Genomic DNA, 18,711 nt, shown 5'->3' on the forward strand with positions numbered 1-18,711 from the left:
TAAAATCACTTAGAAAACATAATTGAATGAAATAATATCATTGCTGTATCGCTCTCCTACCATATTAATTGCGTCATTACTATCATAATAGTCTTTATATGATCTATTCTTGAAATTTGTGACATTAAATTTTTTTAGCTGCTGAAGGTCTAAACCGGATATATCTCTTATTGCAGAGATATCCTTCTGTAAGGTCTCAAACTTAGCCACATAATCAACTAAGGATTTGGTGTTAGAATATATTTTTGGATACTGTGCGATAAAGTGATTATCAGCATGACTGTCAGGAACAGAAGAAATAATTCTAATTACATCGCTTATTTTTAAATCTTCCTTGTCAAGAAAAACAGCAAATGGATGCCTCCATTTGCTATAATTTTGGTGATTATTCCCTTTATCTATTTTGTCACGATAAAATGAAGCGACCCTGTCCCATGGATTTCTTACTATAGTAAATTTAAAATAATCAGCAAATGCCGGATCTTTCATTTCGATTCTAGTGTTCAACCCCGCACTTGTCTTTGGGGCATTTTCAAATTCAGGATAATTTTTCCGAAAATATTCTCTGATTGAGCTGTACAGCACCTTATAATTTGGCAAGAAGATAATTTTATTCATGTGAGAAACGATACAAGTTCTTTCCCAAGAGTCAGACTGAAAAAGCCTGAGGATAACAAAATGCTTAAAACCCATTTCAATATAATAATGCAATGAGTTAATCCAATTAGGAAAGTTTACCACTAAAACATTATTTTTATTAAGTTTACATGTATTATTAGGCGCATAGACATTTGATTTCTCTGTCAGTGCTACATTTTCAGGGCTAACGAAACATACAAAATCAATATTATTTTTATTCAATTTTCTCCCTAACTTGACACTTCTCTTATCAAGCCCTGTAATACATATGTCGTAATTAGAGTATTGTTTTAGATCATCTATACTATCAATAAATTCAATCTTTACTAAAGGTAATTCCACTGTCTTTATCATGTTCAGTTACTTTCTAATTAAAATCCACATCGTAATTATACATTTTCCACTTATACACATTTTTTTCTTCTGACATGACCTTTTTCTGACCAGTCTTATCAGAAATATCACTTTCACTGACATCTTGAATCAATAGATTTGGATAACAGGTCAGGCACTTTTCCGGGTATATGGCCTTTGGTTTATGCAGTGGGCCCTCGTCATATGGCAGATCAAAACGCAGACAATGATTTAACACTAAAGGAATGACGGATTTGCGCATCCCCACGGCATGAGATCCAAGACTTGAACCATTGCACATATAAAGATTTTCGGAATACCACTTGATCCAATCCTCACTCCAGTGATATTGTAGGGCTCCTAACTGAATAATCAACCAGTCATTGGGTACCTGCTCAATAATTTTGGCAAACAGCGAATGTAAATCTTTATGAAAAAAGACGTCATCATCCAGCACAAGAATCTGCTCATACTCATTCTTCAGAGCATCCTCCAAAATATGGATCATGGTCAGTAAATAACCCCATGCACCTGGGCTGCCAATGGCCTTGGATCGATTTCTTTTTTCGAGATATGCTACTCGACTCATATCGCAGGGATACTTTCGATAGAGTTCAAAATTGGTACTTATCTCAAGGGCTTTTGGAACTTTGATATAATCTTGCCGGGCATATAATTGGTATTCATCAGCATGGGGTGGCTTACTGCCATCAATAGCCGTAAACCGCTCCAGGTTGATACCGAACTTGTCTGCACTATTTTTCGCTCGCTCCCATCTATCAGGACGTCGGTCGAGATTGAGGACATAGATATTATCAAAAAAAGCATTCAGTGTCGTCTCTCTCTCCCGACTTTCAGATCTTGCCGAAGCCGGTCGAGCGACATAAATCCTGCTTTCATCTCGCATCACAGCAAACCGCCGGTTCAACTCCTCTGGATTTTTTGTTTTTTTATACTCCTCTCCCCAGGGAAGGGCGCAACGGTAACAATCCGCTTTGTAATTCTGAATTTCAATATATTCGTTGCTTCCGATAGCGTCAAAAAGGTTGCTCATATCATTACAGCCGGCCCGGCAGCATCGAAGATGATAGTCACCATGCCATTGCCCGCGGATCGGAAAGTTTTTTTCATCGCAATACCCGACGCGCTTCAATGTATCTGGTGTAAATGTAAACAAACTACCCGTACCCAAATCAAACCAAGCGTCACCATATGCCACACACTTTTGAGAAGTATCATAAGCGGGTGGTGGCAGCTCGAAATCCGGATTGTCTCTTTTCTTTAAATTCGTCGCATGCACTAAATGCCTGTGGACCAGATGGCTATAGCCACTTGATTTGATAGCATTGATATAAAGTTGGTCCCAGCCGTGCTTGGTGAAAAACATGTCATCGTCTACACTAAACCCGTAATCAAAACCGATCTTTTTGCAAAGGCCAAAAATTGTATTTGTCTGCCCAGGTGCGTAGCGACGATTATTTTTGATAATATGAAACTCGTGCGGTATTGTTAACTTTTCCAGATATTCCAAGGTGCCATCGGTTGAGCCATCGTCAGCAACAATAACCACCCATTCAAAATCCAGGCTTCGTGTTGCAAGAAAAGATCCAAGACATTCAGCAAGATATTCCTTTCGGTTGTAAGTCTTTATGGCAAATACCACTTTCGGCTTAACTCTCTGCGGCGGAAACAGAGTTACGGGATGCATTCTCCGGACGACACTAGTCTGAATGCTTTGGGTATTTAGACTACTCAAAATATTATCAAAAGAATGTTTGTAGATGCTTTGCTTAACCACTTGGTCTTGGGGCATTATCCAGTTATGTGGCCGAGGGATGGATATGAGTGGGATATTTTCTTCCTGGGCTTTTTTGGCCAACCATATATCGGCCATGTTTCGGAACTGAAAATCATTCCGGGAAAGTTTAACGTGCTCAGTATGATGGGCTATGGCACCTGTTCCCAACACATGACAGGCATATTCTCTGGTATTTTGATGGCGGTAATGTGCGACATGTCGCGAATTTTTATCATAATAATTTTGCAGGGGCTGCTTTAATAAAATGCCGTGTATGCCGACAACCGCTTTATTATTGTATTTTTGGAGTTCCTGGATCATCCTGTAAGCATAATCTGCCGGATACACAATATCGTCATCACAGATAAGCCTGTAGCCAGGTGGGGGATCATCTGCCCAGAAGAATTTGCCGGTATCTCCGTCATCTCCCCATACCTGGGATCTTTCGACTTTTATCCGGCGGTCATTTTTCAGAAACGAGGGTACCGACTCGTACCCGTTAAGAAACACCCTGATTTCATCAACCTGAAAATACAGGCTCCTAACGACATCCTCTAAAACTTTTTTGCGGCTGGGAATCGAAGCCAATGAGGCAATGACTTTTTCAGAAGCCAAAATATCGGGTTTCACGCAAGCCTCTTCCGGCAAAAGCCGGCTTAGTTTAATATTCTTTACGTGTATCTGATCATCCACCTGGGCATTTCTCAAAAATAGATATAGGTCAATTTTAGAGGTTTGACAAAAACTTCGAAAAACAATCGATGCCTCTTTCCACGTCTCTGAACATGGCTCGTGCATTACAACCGGGGCAATGCTTCCTTTATAATAACTTAATTTACCGTCTATCCTGTTATCCCTTACTATCCAATACAGTTCGCCCTTTTTCGTAAATGATTTATATTTAAAATGAAGCTTATAATAATTATCAGAGCTTATATTAATCTCCGGCTTTACAGCACATTGTAAGACCCCACTTTTACGGCATTTTAAAATGCCGTCTTTTATCATTTCAAAATTCTCACCGATTTTCCAATCTTCCAGGCTGTTATAAGAAATAGAATCTTCAAAAATGACCTCTAAATCCTTTTGTTTGGCACAAAGCGTTTCAAAATTGTTGTCAATGTCTTTATTTACCATTGATCTATCAATATCAGCATATGGCAATGAACTTTTTACCATATTCAACTCGTGTTGGTTGTTAATCTGCGGTATAAAATCAAGGCCCTTAACCTTATAATCATAACCGTATGCAGGGGTACCTATTTTCTTAAAATCATCTTTGCGGCAAAGCAGACACACTCCTTCTTGAGTCTCAAAAAAAATATCCTCAGCAGCATTATTACTTCTTTCCCTGCTATTACAAAACAGAAAATTTTTAAGGGTTTCCCAGGGTTTTTGAAGAAGGTTAATTTCTTTTTCACCCTGATGGGTCGTAAATACAAAAGCTTGGTTTGCTGCAGGAATATTTTTCGTGGCTTTTAAAAAAAGACCCTCCGGGTGATCAACTTCAGGCACCAGAAAAAATAAATATGGATTTTTGGCTCTGGCTGCACCGTAGTTGCAATACTGAAAAAAGGAAGTTTTCACGGGCATCTTGATGTAGCGTATAAGCCCCCTGGTGACGTGTTTGGCTATGATCTGGTGCCTATCAAATGCATTATAGGAATCGATGATAATTAGCTCCACAGGATATTCGATTTCCAATGCAAAAAAAGAAAATAACAAACTGTCAAGATCTTTAATAGAAGCATGAACAGGAAGAATTACCGAAAACATCTTTCAATCCCATGATTTGTTTAAATTAAATATTACTCGTCTCAGAAACGACGCCCTTGATTTATTATTCGAAATATTTTTCTTTAAAAGCAGCTGCCTTTGTTTTTTTTTCAAGATATTCAATAAGTTTATTCATATGAAAAGGATTGTCTCTAGACAAAAAAACAAAGGTCGGCGTCCAATTAGTAACTTCAAAATAGAAATAGTTAAACTTAAATAATATATTTTTAACTCGCTCTAATTGAGAGCGCCCGTTACATTCTACACCGATCGCAGGAAGCGATTGCGAGATTACGCGAACCGCACCCTCCAAGACATCGGTCTCCATGCCTTCTACATCTATCTTTATAATTGCTACAGGGTTCGTAATCTTCAAATCATCCAAGGATTGATCAATGGTTTTAACAGGGCTACTTATACTAAAAGAATCCTTTAATTCTTCGTTGGTAGTCGTTAGTTCCGGATCTCCTGAGAATGATCCAAAATTTTTATCTATAATCATTTGTAAATCTACATAGCCGTTATTTTTCCCAAGCCCGTACCTTATAGGGTAAACTTTATCCTGAATATTATTAATAGCTATATTGACCACAAGGCACACAGCATTATGTGGTTCGGGCTCAAAAGCCAATACGTTCGCCTCTAGAATTTTTGCAAAATATATTGCGTGATTTCCGATGTTAGCGCCGCAATCTATGACGAACTCACCTTTTTGATAAAAATTTTTAAGTATTTCGAGGTATTCAAGTTCATAGAATGAGCCGGATTTTACAATATTTTTGGGAATATGATCGTCTGTCACATGCAACAAGTAAAACAAACACAGGCTGCTATTAATTTTACTCAATGACAATTTAAAATCATCAAATTTGCCTGTGATACTCTGGATAATCTCTTCAACCTGATGCAAAGCTTCTTCGCGTTCTTTAGACCTCGCATTCAACAGTTTATTTGAAATAGTGCTTAAAAACTGCTCAGTTAATTCAGAATAATCGGGCATTCCCGGGATATAATCATTGACGAACTTGGGAAAGTTATCATGTAAAATTCGGTTAGAAATATATTCCAAGGCTTTGGTTTGCAGATTTAAGTATTTCCTTATTAGCTCCTGAGATCTGCTGGCCTTAATCCATATAATCAAATCCAGGGGAAAATCTCTAATAAAATGAGGCTTGGGGAAACTAATCCGGGGCTCGCTTCCAGTGATGAGCAATGTTAGATTAGCCTCATCTGGAAGCTTTATAGCATGACCCTTTATATGCAAAGCATCGATAAGAGATTGGCCCTCGAGACTCCAAAGCACTTGGGCTGTGGCCTTATTGACTATGGCTATAGAAGCAATGGATATGATCCCGTTTGTATTCAAGGGCCTTAAAATTATCTGAGAATACTGGATAGAAGGAAATTCAGGTACCACCAAACCAATTTTTTGCCACTGCTCTTCTTTCAAGTCTACAATTTCCACCGTCTCTTCAGCTCCACCGGATGCAGCCAAAATGATGCTGGCCTGCAGGGGCGATTCAGTAGAGGGGGCTGGTTTTCGGGCCTGCACGTCTGTTTGGTTTTCCTGTTGTCCCGCCGTTGCAAGAAGGCTGTCCACCAGCGGCAATAATGTATTTGTATCCGTGTAAAAGCTGTGTTCAGTGTTCTGGTAACTGGCTGTACGGATCTGCTGGTAAAAGCGTTCGTATGGCTCGAAAGTCTGCCTGTTTTGTTCGCTCATATCACCTGCGTGGTGGTGCTTCAGGGAAGACTGAATAAACTTGAGTAGATTATAAGTTGTCGATTGTAAGTTGTGGGTTTTATGTTTAAGGGCATTCAGGGTTGATATTGGGTCTGCCAAGAGTTGGTCAAAAGTTATCAGGGTGTGGTCTTCGCCTTCCAGGGCCCGCTGGGCATCGCGGGTATAGGATATCCAAGTGAGATGAGCCCTTGTGAAGTTTAGATTTTCAGTAGCGGAAAGGGATCGCGCTGTTTCAAAAGGATGACGAAGCATAAGGAGGAATACTGGATCAATTTCTATTTGCTTCCAAACATTCTGCCACAACGGAAGTACCCTGCAGAGCAGAGGGTCGAATATAAAATAATCTTTATCAGACGTTGATAGCTCTTCCAAAAGGTTCTCAATACGGACCCCGGCGATTCGGGCTGCATCTGTCGTGAGCCAGTCCTTGGATAAAGGGGCTGCCGTAAGCGGTGAAAGCCCCAAATCTTGAAAAAGCAGGGCATTTATTGTTTCAGCATCCGGCTGATGATTAGGTGGTTCAATGCCCAAGAGACTCAGACAGCCGGTAAGCGCCGTAAGCCCGCTTCGCGGAGGGGCCATGCATATGTATAACTTGGCTCGCATATTAACTGCCTATTATCTTGACAGTCCAAAGTTCTGTTTAAAGTTGCAAAATGTTCGATTTATGTATTTTATATAATACGTACTCAAATTTTTTTGATTATTGCTTGTTTCAAGGAGTTTTAAAAAGTTTTAAACTTACGTAAAAAATTATTGACATACGTCTTTTTGCCCTGTATCCTCCAATTCATCAACAATCGAAAGGAGGATGCAAAATGGACCAATTTGACGATTATTTGAAGTATCAAAAAGAGGTTGCAGAAGCAACACTCAAAATCATTGACCGATTTCAGGGGCGGGCTAAAGAGAAGCCCAAAAAACGTACGTCAAATATTGAAATCATTCGGCACGTACTCAGCACCGCCGATCGCCCCTTACATGTCTCTGAAATCATCGATCTGGCTGAAACCCAGTTCCAGGTCACACTTGAAAGGGATTCGGTGGTCTCCGCTATCCTGAAAAAGATTAAAGCCGGTAAAATGTTTATTAAAACCGGGCCCAACACATTTACGGTAAAACAAGCGCCCTCCAAGGAAACAGGAGGGCTATCATGATAGATGTCATCAGCCATATGTTATCTGCTTTTCGCAGCTGCTTTGCCCGAAAGGCGGCGTTTAACTGGTTCGTCGTCGTTATTTTCGGCTTCATGGTCCGGCTCGACCATTATGGCGTGAGCTCCTTTGTGCGGTGGCTCCAACTGAAACCGTCATTCTATACCTCCATGCTGGCGTTCTTCAGAGCCACTTCCTGGAAGCTCACCGACATTTTACAGAAATGGTGGCAACTTGTTCTCTCGCATTGCCCGTTGATCTATATCAAAGATCGCATGCTCCTTGCCGGCGACGGCATCAAAATCAGCAAAGAGGCCGAAAAGATGCCGGGGATTAAAAAACTGCACCAGGAATCGGATAACTCCGGCAAAGCCCCGTATATTTACGGCCATCATTATGGGGCCATCGGGCTCATGGCCGGCTGGGTAAAAAAAAATCTTTTGCATCCCCCTTTGTGCAGAGCTGCATGAAGGGGTAGAAGAGCTCCGAGAGTTCCAGAGTAAACCAGCGCCGCTGGTCAATGGCCGGCCAAGGGTCAGTGTGACGAGCCTGATGGCCAAAATGGCCGTCGATATAACCAGGCGCATGGGCAAGAAAGCGATCATCGTTCTGGACGCCTATTTTGCCGTGGGTCCTGTATTTTCGATCGTGAGGCAACTCGTGGATGACAATGGCCACCGCCTGCTTCATGTGATTACCATGGCCAAAAGTAACGTTGTTGGCTACGAGCCGCCGCCGCCAAGCACCGGCAAACGCGGCAGGCCCCGGACATATGGCCCCAAGCGAAAGCTTGTGGATTTGTTCGAAACCGAAGTATTCGAGCAGGTGCGCCTTGAGATATATGGGCAAAGCAAAATCATATCCGTTTTATGCCTTGACCTGATCTGGCGGCCCATTCAGGAGAAAGTCCGATTTGTGCTTGTTTGCGATGGCGACCAACGATTTATTCTGATGTGCTCGGATTTAGAGCTTCCGGCAGCCGATATCATCCGGGCCTACAGCTATCGATTCAAGATCGAGGTCAGTTTTAAAGTTCTCAAGCATCTGATCGGTGCTTTTTATTATCGGTTTTGGACCAGTGTGTGGCCGCGGGCCGGAAGGCAAACCAAAAGTGATTTGTCGGCAATCGACAACCCTCGGTCTAAACGCTTGGTTCGGGAAGCAATTGATGCGCTTGAAGCTTTTGTTAATTTTGGCTGTATCGCCACCGGCATGCTTCAGATCCTGGCATTGAATTGCCACCAATCGATCTGGAAGAAATACCAAGGATGGCTGCGAACCGTCACTTCGGCGATACCATCGGAAGAAGTGGTGCAGGCCGTCATCCAGATGGAATACTACCATAATTTTCGCTTTTTCAGGAATAGCGCGATTTACCGAATAATTATGTCAAAGAGCAAAAAGGCCAATGATTGCGAAATGCCGCTTGCGGCATAAGGCATTTAAACTTTAGACTGTTGAGATATTATTTATTGGCTGTAAATGTTTTCCTTGCCAATTTTTTAAAAAAATGAATTATCTTATCGATATTTTTGCCTTCAAGCCTGCCGGATTCATAAAAGGACTTCTTTAAATAAAGCCCTTTCAACGCTAACTCCGCTTTCAACGCTTCCGGAATTTCTGGTATCCTAGGATTTGTGTTGTTCTTTAACGACGGAAACAGCGGATCTTGCCTTTGGGGAAAATAACGTTTGCAAATCTTTTCGTTTTCTTCTGCAAAAAGGGCAAGAAATTTCTCTCTGGCGCGGTGGTTTTCCCATAAATCATATTTTTTGTTTGGGTAGTAACTGTCAAGCAGACCTTGTACTTCAGGGCTATGTATGCAGTCTATAACTTCACGATTTTGTTTTTTGGAGTCGATCACCCGGTTTAGAAAAATTTTCAATACGGTTTCAGGGGCACTTAGGCTTTTACGCACAATGCCGACCTGGGCCATATTACAAGTATCGACACACAAGCTTGAAAAAAAATTCGTGCACAATTGCCCGTCTTTTATTAAATCCTCATAGATCAACACTTTTATACCCGGAAAAACCTCTTCAAACAAAAGCAGGTTCTGGTAGAATCTTTTTTGAATTTCGCTTTTTTCAAAATTTTTCAAAAATGCTGAAAACGGCTGCCGACCCGCCGGCGCATTTTTCATGACATGCTCTTGAAACAAAGACTTGACATAATCATCCTGCCGGCGAAGCACCAATAACACTTTGATATCAAATGCTGATAACACACCTGCCAAGTTTTTTAAATAGGCCTTTCGCTTGCCGTGCCAGGTTCCGGGTCTTTTATCGTCAACGTGGCGGGATATGGATTCTGAGCTTAAAAACAGCGTAAGGTTTTCATTATCAGCTATTTTAGCCCAGTGCCTTGCTAATTGTCTGGCTTGCCCCTCGCTCAGGCGCTTGCCCTTGCCGGCAATGGTGTGGGCAAAATCATGATGGGCTTCATATGGTTTGCTTAATGCCGGGCTGTAATCGGGGTATAAAAACCCTTGCTTGAACAGGGCTTTTCGATTTTTGGCCGCAAATGCCTGTATGGCGGTGGTTCCGGTTTTATGAAGGCCTGCGTGGAGAATGAGTTTGGGCATAATGAACTTATTCTCTGGTTATGGATGATGCATGCAGCTGGCAAAATGGACGGATGCCGTCATGGGGGTAAAATAAGGGGATAATTGCTCCCGGCGTAGGGATATACTGAGATTTGATATCTGGTATAAGGCCATGTTTGACTTTAACGACATAATATTAATACCTTGTACCTTTACAAACAATATAACATCGTGTAGCGTGAGTTTCGGTGTATCAACAAATTAAAAATATGCCTAAAATCCAGATCTTTTGCAAGATTTTTGTCTGATGAAATTTAATATACTGAATTTGTTTTTATACCGGCTGAAAGAAGCCCTGTACCATTTCCCGGCGTATCGCGATGCCCTGTTATGGCTATTGCGTGATATATGTATGGCCTTTCCCCGGGCGATGATCAGTCTTGTCGCTTTTTCCATGATCGGCGCATCACTGCAGGGTTTTGCCCTGGTTGCAGCCCTCAAGTATGTGAGTTACCTGGAAAGAAGTGTGGAGATCACCCTGGCAGGCATAAACTTTGCCGCCCGAAGTGGTGAAGTGCTTTTTCTGGCAGCTTTTTCTTTTTTTGCACTCTTATCTTTCAGTGCCTGGCTCTTATACATGGCCGGAGCAGTTGCCTCCCGGCTGATTGCCAGATACCAGATCTATCTTTTAAAACGCGCCATTGCCTTGTTCGGGACGGTGGTGCCGGGCGCGTCCACCCCGAAAAGCGCGTCTGATGCATTGCAAGTGATACCCAAAACCATAATAAAGGATGTGCAAAAATCAGCAATGCTGGTGCGTTTCATGGCAACGACGCTGCCGAACATCGTCATGCTGATGTATGCTTTCCCCATTCTCGTATATATTGACCTCAGCCTGACACTGGGGTTGATGTGCCTGGTGGTATTGTTTTTACCTTTTTTTTATCAGGCAAACATAATGGCCTATGAAAGCGATCTCATGGCCAAGCGCTCCGGCAGCGAGGCCACAAAAACAATTGTGTCGCTTATGGAAGATATCAAGGACTTCCAGTATATTTCTCCCAAACAGACCAAGGCTATCAACAAGGCTTTTGACAAGGGGGGCTTGAAAGACAAAATGCATTCCACGGCGGTTTATTTTCTTTCTATCTCTAAAACCGATTTATGGGGCAACATACTGCTGGGAATGTGCGTGAGCTTGGTAATTGTCATCCAGGTGCCGGCGGCTTTAGGCGGCACCACCACTTGGGCAAGCTTGGTTGCATACCTGACATTTCTTCGGCTGGGGGTGAACTCTTTTAAAGGGATAATGTCTTTTTTGACCAAGTTTTCGCGGTTTTATCCATATATCCATCGGTACCAACATTTTGTGCAAAGCGCTGAATCCAAACCGAATAAAGAAGATCGGCTAGTGATAAAAACGGCTGCCCATGGAATCTATGAGCAAAGTGCTGAAATCGAAATCCGGGAACCCGTACGCATGGCCCTGGTGACTGGTGTCCCCCTTTCGCGTTATTCCTTCCCCTACATGGTGAGGCTCGGGAGCAAGGCTGACAACGGGATATTTGTATCCCCCCGGGAGTGTTTTTTTATTGGGTGCAAGGGTCTGCCCCAACGCGACGGTTCTTTGCGCAGTATGCTCAATCTGCCGGAGGGATTTTCCCCAAAAGACTTGGAGCAGGCCATGCCGAGGGACGTGTATGAAGAAGTGCACAAACATATCGGTACGAATTTAGACAAAAACATTGGGGAAGACAAATGGGAGAAGCTTTATTTAGCCCACCGTGTGGAGCTGGGCATTGTGGCGGCGATGCTAAACCAGGCTAAGGTTGTGATCATAGATCAAAACACGCTGGCCCAGATTCCCGAAGCAAAGCGCAAAGAGGTACTCGCTCAATTGAAAAAGCATAAAACACTGACCGTTATCAGTTATTCCGAAGACAGCTTGAAAGCTGATGCGCCGGGTCAGCGCTTTGGCGAAGATCTCTGCGCGGTAGCCGGATGCACTGGCAACCTACTAGCTCTGGGTTCGCCTCGATGGGTTGAAGAGAAGCGGGAGAAGATACTGAATTTACTGGTTAAAGAAGAGGTGCGGCTTACGCAGGGTATGGATGACGATACGATTGATGAAGAGGTGGAAACAGACGACTAGGGCTATAGACTAGGGCGATTAAAATGATTTTTGCCGCTTCTGATCCGGGTTTTGTCTTTTTGAAATTTTTTCCACCCTTAAAGCATGTCTGGTATAGCCGAAAGTCTTTTCAACATAATCATATGCTTTCTTAACCTGTGTCTTATAATGCTCAGGATTGCTCATAAGATCATCGATTTTCCGACTTACCTCTAAAGGTTCCGCGTAAATGGCAGCGTCTGCGAACAACTCCCTATAGCTCGGAGGGATCACAACAGGTACGCCGACGGCCATGGCTTCCAGTATAACACGGCCAAAGGATTCAATACAGTCTGGATGAATATAATAAACAAAAACATCCAGTTTAGCCAAAAAGTCTTTGGGATGCATGGCTCCAAATTCAAATACGATCCAGTTGTCAGGCAGGCTTCCAAGCATATTTTTCGGTGTTTGCGCGCCTCCAAGCACATATACTTCATATGGACCGGCATCAGGATAAATGGAAAGTAATGTGCCAGGATCTGCAGGCCATTTGACATATTGGTCCCTCGAATGCCTGCCGATTCGAATTTTAGATCTTTGAGGCGGACGATCGGTTCGCCTCCATTTTTGTGCATCAATGATATTTGTCCAGTCTTCGTCTGAAAAATTGACATAGGACAGTTCATCAAAGTGATGGTCATAAAGCATTTTGCGAAGTTGTGGACCGATGGGATGCCAGATACCGGACCGGCCAAAATAATGTTTAAGGTTTTCGGAACAGCGCTTAATCTCATAATAGCGCAAACCGGCGCCGGTATAATCTTTTTTGGGGGACTGATTTACAATAACCCTGACATCATTAGCTTTAACCGCGGGAAGAAACCGTTGCCGGTCCTGAAGTACAAGTGGATGGCGCAAGATTAATAGATCACATGAAACTTTCTCGCCATAAACCAGCATCTGTACCATTTTGCCATCCAACATCTCTCTGATTTTTGAATTGATTGTTCCTTCTGTATCCAGGTCATACCGGTACATCTGGATCAGGCCGGTTCGCAGCCCCATTTTTTTATGGACTTTTATTTCTTCCAGGTTGGACATGGTGGTCCCCCCCGGCAGACGAAACTCAGAGGCAATAATCACATCAAAATACCGAGTGGACGATCGCCTGGCTTCCCGCTGGGGCCACATGGGCTCGGGCACAGGAAAGGGGCGGAATTTCTGCGGGAACTCGTAGCGCAGGCAAGTCGCGATATCATGGTAGTAGTTAGAGGCTTCAAAATATTCTTTACGGGCCCCCATAAAAAAACCATGATACCCAAAATGCGGATCTCCGGTCAGTGAGTTCGGAGACTGCCTTTGAAAGGAAAGCGGACCTGTTGATAGCCGAATAACGGAATCATCTCCAAAGGCTCGCCTCGCGCGTCGCACAAATTCCCCGTCAGCCCCGAAGCGCACACAATCCCAAGCCCCCAAAGAATCAAGTAAAAGCTGGCGGCGAAACATCATTGAAGACATGTTAATATGTATATAAAAACCTGGATTACCACGCCGGTAAAACTTGAGGTCGCTAGTGGCTCGGGCCTGCTCCGAGATGTTGGCAACAATAAAAGGATTTTCCAAAAGATGTTGCGCCTGCTTTTCTATTTTTACCGGATGGGACCAGTCATCAGCATCATTCGTGGTCACAAAGTCACCACAAGCCTCTTTTAACGCGATGTTGCGAGCCACATATGGACCACTGTTTATATTTGTTTTCAGTAATTTAATTCTAGGGTCTTTATCTGCATATTCTTTGACGATTGCTGCTGTAAGGTCTGAACTGCAATCATCTACCACCAGAATCTCCAGGTTACTCCATGTCTGCGCAAGCATGGAATCAAGAGCAGTTCCAATGGTATCTTGCGAATTATATGCGGGAATAATAACGGTAACCTTTGGGTTGCCGTTCGTCTTTAAAGGCTGAAGGGCTTTTGTCGGTGCAAGACGATCATAGGGCGGGATATCCGAAACTTTTTCTAGTGTGACGGGGGCAAGCTCATATAGCGCCAGGGCCTTATTAATCCATACCAATCGCTTATCAAGTTGGTCTTCCAGATTTGCGGCAGCCAAGTAAAGATCCGCATGAAGGCTCATGTTAAGTTGTTTTTTAACCGTTTTAAAACCTCCTGCTCTGTCTGCCAAAATATCATGACATTCCGCTTTGAGCACTGTTGCCCTGATCAGCCGAACAGAATCTTTCTCGCCCTTTGTCACAATGGGGAGAAGGCTCAGGCAGCGCCAAGCGCTCGCAGGCGTATATTGATTGGCTTCCCATAGAGCCAGTTCCCATGCTGCCGTCCTCTTCTGGAATGGTTGAGATTTATCCTCAAGCATTTCATGCAATTCCATTAGCGGACGATCTGTGAACCCCAATTGGTGTAGGCAACGTTTAGCGCGCTCTACCCTGCGCAGCGTATATTGCTCACCTGGGGAAAGCAGTTTCTGCAAAACACTTTGCCCGTATGGGGGAATTTTATTCCAGATAATTTCTTTTTGCTCTGGTGTTAGTCTTTTAACAATAAGCCACTCAACCAAATCAGCTAATTTGGGAATCAATTGTAATCCTTTTTTCTTGTCCTTATAGAAAATCTAAAAAAATAACAAACCAATAAAACTTTGTATGACTTCATATCATTTTATACAAACGTTTATCAACCGCTTCAACGAGGCTTTTAACCAGTGAGAATTAAATGAGTGCTTCAATCTTGCAATACCTGTTTACAATGGCTATAATGTATGACAATTAAATACATGGGAGAATCATATGAACAAAGCCATTTCCGTTCGGATTCCAGATGAACTGGCTTCAAGATTGAATGAAATATCGGTGGAAACGCAGCGATCCAAATCATTTCATGTCCAAAAAGCCATTGAAGCTTACCTGGCTGAAATGGCGGATCTGCAGGTGGCTCTTGACCGGCTGCAGGACCCTTCTGATGCGGTTGTTTCCCTTGACGACATAAGGCAGGAACTTGACCTGTAAAATCGCCTTTAAAAAGTCGGTTGCCCGGGATCTGAAAAAAATCGACAAGGCTCAGGCAGAAAGGATTCTGCAAAAAATTGAACAGGAACTGCCCTCAAAAGCAAAAACGCTCCCCGTACTCACCGGTCAATTTGCCGGCCTGCGAAAGTTTCGGGCCGGTGAATACCGCGTGATCTTTTCAATTGTTGGCGACACTGCGCTGGTGTTGAGGATCAGACACCGGCGGGATGTTTACCGATAGCACCTGCATCTCCAGCAAGAAAAATCAAAACGCCATTATTTGCCGCCTTTTAGCAGGCTCCCCAGGCGGCGGGACAAACGGCGGCCGATTATTGCGCGAAAGACGTGGGCCAGGCCGGCGGTAAAGCTGGGCTTGTCCGGGTTCATGCCTTTTGCCCACTCGGCAAAGCCGCCGATAATGGGGGGTGCAGCCGGGTCGTCTTCAAGGAGCCTGCGGCCGTGATAGGCGATGGCGGAGAGTTCCGAGCCGATGCGGGCGCGCTGACTTTCGGTCAGGGTTTGGGGCTCCAGGCTTTCGATTAACTGGCGGGCCTGCTGGATGCGCTTTAAAGTGCGCTTGGGGGCGTTTTGTTCCCGGTGCTCGATTTGGAGCTGGTCCAGGATATCCAAAAGTGTGCGGGTCAGGCGGACGGCATCCGAGGTACGGGACAGAACGGCGGCCAGCTCCTTTCGGGTGGATTTGGGCAGGTCAGGATCATCTTTGAGTTGTTTTTCGGTTATCAATTCTTCTTCCGCGGCCAGGCGCTGAAGGGCGCGCACCGGTAAATGGGCCGGCTTGGGCGGGATAAAGGGAAAATAGCTGCACAGGTCCGCATCCATTTCTCCCCGGGCGGAGATCATGGCGAACCCGGCCAGTTGCCACAGGCGGCGGTCATTTTCCGGTAATTGATGGAGGTTGGCGCACAGGCCGACAAACAGCTTTTCCGCGTCCTCGACCAAATTATAATGCCCGGGCTGCCCGAGCATGTTTTCCAGATATTCTTCGGCCAGGGCGAGCTCTGCAAGTTCACGGTCAAGGTCGGCCGCGCTTTCCAGGCGGTAACTTTCCAGAATCCGGGAGACGGGGAGTTTGAGCTCAAAGCGCTGCCGTCGGAGCTTGAGCCGCCGGTTGATCCAGCTATAAGCCAGCTTGGTCTCCGGGGCCAGCTGCAGGGCAGCTTCTATGTATTCAATGTCTTCGGGCCGGGTGTCATCCGGAAGGATCGCCACCCGCACCTCCTGAAATTTGCGGTAACGGTCCGGATTTTCAGAAAGCAGGGCCCGCATGGCCGCCAGCCGGCGGTTGCCGTTGACAACGATACCGTCTGCGGTTATCAGGAGGGGTTCGGTTTGCTGGGCCTGGCGGGAGAGCTCATGATAGATGGGGCCGCGGGGATCTTTGGACATTTTCAGGAGCAGGGAGTGGAGCTCTGCCTGGACCTCCGGGCTTTCCTGGTTGGCGGCAAAATAGCCCGGCGGCAGCTGCCGGGTGCGCTCCAGCTCCTGAAGCTGGGTAATCAGACGGCCGTTTTCCGGCCTGTAGAAAAGCAGATCCGCCGACAGGCGGGCGATGGGCAACCGTCTGTATTCTCCCCTGAAAAATACAAAATGGCCGCCTTCGGCCTCATCAATGCCAGCGGCGATATATTCCGCTCGCCGGGCGGAATCGAGTTCAAAGGCTTTGGGCTGGCCCTCCTGTAAATCCGCTTGTGAATCCATTAGTTGTTCTTCGCCCAATCCTCGTATGCTGCTGAAATCTTTAAGGCATGATCCATGGCGGTTTTCTTTTTCCACCTGAAAGTCAACAGGTCGATAATTGAAACAAGCCGGTTGCCTGTGCGCCATCGCACGGAATTTCTGATGGCGTGGAAATCGTTTTTCGCCTGGCGGAGCCATGATTTCAGTTTTTTGGTATTTTGCACCCGGCTTCCCGCTGACTCATCTTGATATTCTTGAAAAATCTGCCCCAGGTGATCAATGGCCATGGTTTTTTTGCGCCTGAAGGCCAGAAGTTCCAGAAAACGGATCAGGGCATTTCCCAGCTTCCATCTCATTGAATTTTTGAGCAGTTCATAGTCGTTGTTCAACTGGCGCAGCCAATTATTCAGCATTTTAATGGATTCAGAATCATGGAATGGAGATGGGGCGGCGAGCGGGATATTGAATTTTTCTGCTGTATGCCCCTTTTGTTCAAGCCGGTTAAGCGTCTCGTTCATATGGTCAACAGCCAGGGGCTGTTTTTTCCGAAACAGCAGAATCTCAATCAGCCGAACAAGGAAATTGCCCCACCGCCACCTGGCGGAGGAGATGAGGGCCTGATAGTCCCTGCGCAGCTGGCTGATCAACTTTCCGTTTTCCTTGTTTTGTAATTCTGCCGTGTCGGCCCGCTCCTCAGTGGCGGCCAGCCGGTCCTGAACATGCACTAGCTGGCTTTCGGATTTTGACAACTCGGTGAAGTACTGGCGGGTAAGATCCTCCTGGTTGTCGAGCTTGTCCTGAAGGTTCTGCAATTCCTGCTGCAGTCTTTCCAGATCGCTTTCTCTGTCTGTAACTTTATCCCGGATATGCTTTAATTCCTGTTCATTTCCGGCGAGCGCCTCGTCCTGCCGAGCGATTTTTTCCTGAAGCCGAGTTACCTCCTCGGCCCGGCTTTTGGCTTTCCGAGCGTTTTCCTCTGCTTCTTGAGCCTTTTCTTCTACTTCAATGGCCAATTGCTGCTTATGTTCCTCCTTTTCCTGGAGGTATTGTTCCAGGCTTTGTTTTTCCGCTTCTAATTCAGCCTGCTTTTGAATAACACTCTCTTTTTTTGCCAACTTAGCTTCAAGCTGCTGCAAGTCCTGCTGAAAATTTTGTTTTTCCGCCTCCAGCGTCTTTTTCTTTTCTTCCCGTACCTGGATCATTCTTTCCTTTTCCGTCAATTTTTCCCTTAACGCCTGTTTTTCCTGTTCCCACTCGGTTTTGGACTGTTCGGTCTGTCGTGCCAGCTCATCTTTCTGTTTTTGGGTTGCCTCGATCTCCGTTTTCAGCTTCTTGATGGTTTGGTCTTTCTGGGTCCACAAATCTGTTATTTGGTCCAGATTCCGGCCGGCTTTCAGCCATACTTCAAAACGAAGCGGCGCATCCGGCAAATCGGGGAAGGCGGGGAGAAAAATCCGTGGCGTATTGCCTGTCGCGCACATAACCAGTCCCTCCTGGCGGTCAAGCACAAGCGCCTGGCCTTCAACGGAGCACTGATCAAAACCGGCGGAATCCGGAGCAGACCAGACCGCCTGATCCGTGGCCGCGTTTATAAGGGCGAGGGATTGAATCCGGATCATGCCCCTTGTGTTCAGGGGGTCAAAGCGGAGCCGGTTTTGACGCAGTACATCCGGATTATTGATCTCCATGGAAATCTTCTGCCACTCTTCAGGGGCCAGAAGAATTTTTTTTGTGTTTTCGGAAGGGTGCATATTTTGGTCATTATCTGCCGAGGGAAGGCAGATTTGTGCATAAAGCATCGGCTCCTGATGATCGGCTTCCAGCAGAAGCCGCTGCCGCTTGATTTCCGTATTGAGTTCGGCCTG

Annotated in this window: 13 protein-coding genes; 6 read left to right on the plus strand and 7 right to left on the minus strand. The window is 45.0% G+C overall.

What is annotated here, in order from left to right; all coding sequences use genetic code 11:
• Positions 1-9: 9 nt before the first annotated feature.
• The 3 genes from U5L07_14750 to U5L07_14760 all read right to left on the minus strand — a co-directional run bounded on the left by U5L07_14750 (position 10) and on the right by U5L07_14760 (position 6,917).
• On the minus strand, positions 10-993 hold the full coding sequence (locus tag U5L07_14750; protein ID MDZ7833004.1) for a sulfotransferase family 2 domain-containing protein: 984 nt from the start codon (positions 991-993) through the stop codon (positions 10-12).
• Between the two features lie 13 nt (positions 994-1,006).
• Positions 1,007-4,567: a glycosyltransferase gene (locus tag U5L07_14755; GenBank protein ID MDZ7833005.1), complete on the minus strand. Its 3,561-nt coding sequence runs from the start codon at positions 4,565-4,567 to the stop codon at positions 1,007-1,009.
• Positions 4,568-4,631: 64 nt separating this feature from the next.
• Positions 4,632-6,917: an FkbM family methyltransferase gene (locus U5L07_14760; GenBank protein ID MDZ7833006.1), complete on the minus strand. Its 2,286-nt coding sequence runs from the start codon at positions 6,915-6,917 to the stop codon at positions 4,632-4,634.
• Between the two features lie 212 nt (positions 6,918-7,129).
• On the opposite strand from U5L07_14760, the gene U5L07_14765 reads away from it, so the two are divergent.
• From U5L07_14765 to U5L07_14775, 3 genes are all read left to right on the plus strand, one after another.
• Entirely contained in the window at positions 7,130-7,468 is a 339-nt protein-coding gene (locus U5L07_14765; GenBank protein MDZ7833007.1) for an HTH domain-containing protein, read from the plus strand.
• Positions 7,465-7,935, plus strand: a complete 471-nt coding sequence (locus U5L07_14770; GenBank protein ID MDZ7833008.1) for a hypothetical protein — start codon at positions 7,465-7,467, stop codon at positions 7,933-7,935. The genes U5L07_14765 and U5L07_14770 overlap by 4 nt, the downstream gene beginning before the upstream one ends.
• Before the next feature lie 91 nt (positions 7,936-8,026).
• Positions 8,027-8,902: a hypothetical protein gene (locus tag U5L07_14775; GenBank protein ID MDZ7833009.1), complete on the plus strand. Its 876-nt coding sequence runs from the start codon at positions 8,027-8,029 to the stop codon at positions 8,900-8,902.
• A gap of 28 nt (positions 8,903-8,930) precedes the next feature.
• Here U5L07_14775 and U5L07_14780 read toward each other — a convergent pair whose 3' ends face one another.
• The gene (locus tag U5L07_14780; GenBank protein MDZ7833010.1) at positions 8,931-10,049 is read right to left on the minus strand and encodes a hypothetical protein; all 1,119 of its coding nucleotides are present in this window, start codon (positions 10,047-10,049) and stop codon (positions 8,931-8,933) included.
• 487 nt (positions 10,050-10,536) lie between these two features.
• Here U5L07_14780 and U5L07_14785 point away from each other — a divergent pair, with 487 nt between their 5' ends.
• On the plus strand, positions 10,537-12,162 hold the full coding sequence (locus U5L07_14785) for a hypothetical protein (GenBank protein ID MDZ7833011.1): 1,626 nt from the start codon (positions 10,537-10,539) through the stop codon (positions 12,160-12,162).
• 18 nt (positions 12,163-12,180) lie between these two features.
• Here U5L07_14785 and U5L07_14790 read toward each other — a convergent pair whose 3' ends face one another.
• Positions 12,181-14,721, minus strand: a complete 2,541-nt coding sequence (locus U5L07_14790; protein ID MDZ7833012.1) for a glycosyltransferase — start codon at positions 14,719-14,721, stop codon at positions 12,181-12,183.
• 208 nt (positions 14,722-14,929) lie between these two features.
• Between U5L07_14790 and U5L07_14795 the strand changes: the two genes are divergently transcribed.
• Entirely contained in the window at positions 14,930-15,148 is a 219-nt protein-coding gene (locus U5L07_14795) for a ribbon-helix-helix protein, CopG family (GenBank protein ID MDZ7833013.1), read from the plus strand.
• On the plus strand, positions 15,138-15,389 hold the full coding sequence (locus U5L07_14800; protein ID MDZ7833014.1) for a type II toxin-antitoxin system RelE/ParE family toxin: 252 nt from the start codon (positions 15,138-15,140) through the stop codon (positions 15,387-15,389). Before U5L07_14795 ends, U5L07_14800 begins: the two co-directional genes overlap by 11 nt.
• 35 nt (positions 15,390-15,424) lie before the next feature.
• Here the strand turns inward: U5L07_14800 and U5L07_14805 are convergent, their stop codons facing one another.
• The gene (locus U5L07_14805; protein MDZ7833015.1) at positions 15,425-16,867 is read right to left on the minus strand and encodes a hypothetical protein; all 1,443 of its coding nucleotides are present in this window, start codon (positions 16,865-16,867) and stop codon (positions 15,425-15,427) included.
• Positions 16,867-18,597, minus strand: coding sequence for a hypothetical protein (locus U5L07_14810; protein MDZ7833016.1), 1,731 nt, complete (start codon positions 18,595-18,597; stop codon positions 16,867-16,869). Before U5L07_14810 ends, U5L07_14805 begins: the two co-directional genes overlap by 1 nt.
• Positions 18,598-18,711: the final 114 nt, after the last annotated feature.

The sequence above is a fragment of the Desulfobacterales bacterium genome, assembly GCA_034520365.1.
GTDB lineage: Bacteria > Desulfobacterota > Desulfobacteria > Desulfobacterales > Desulfosalsimonadaceae > M55B175.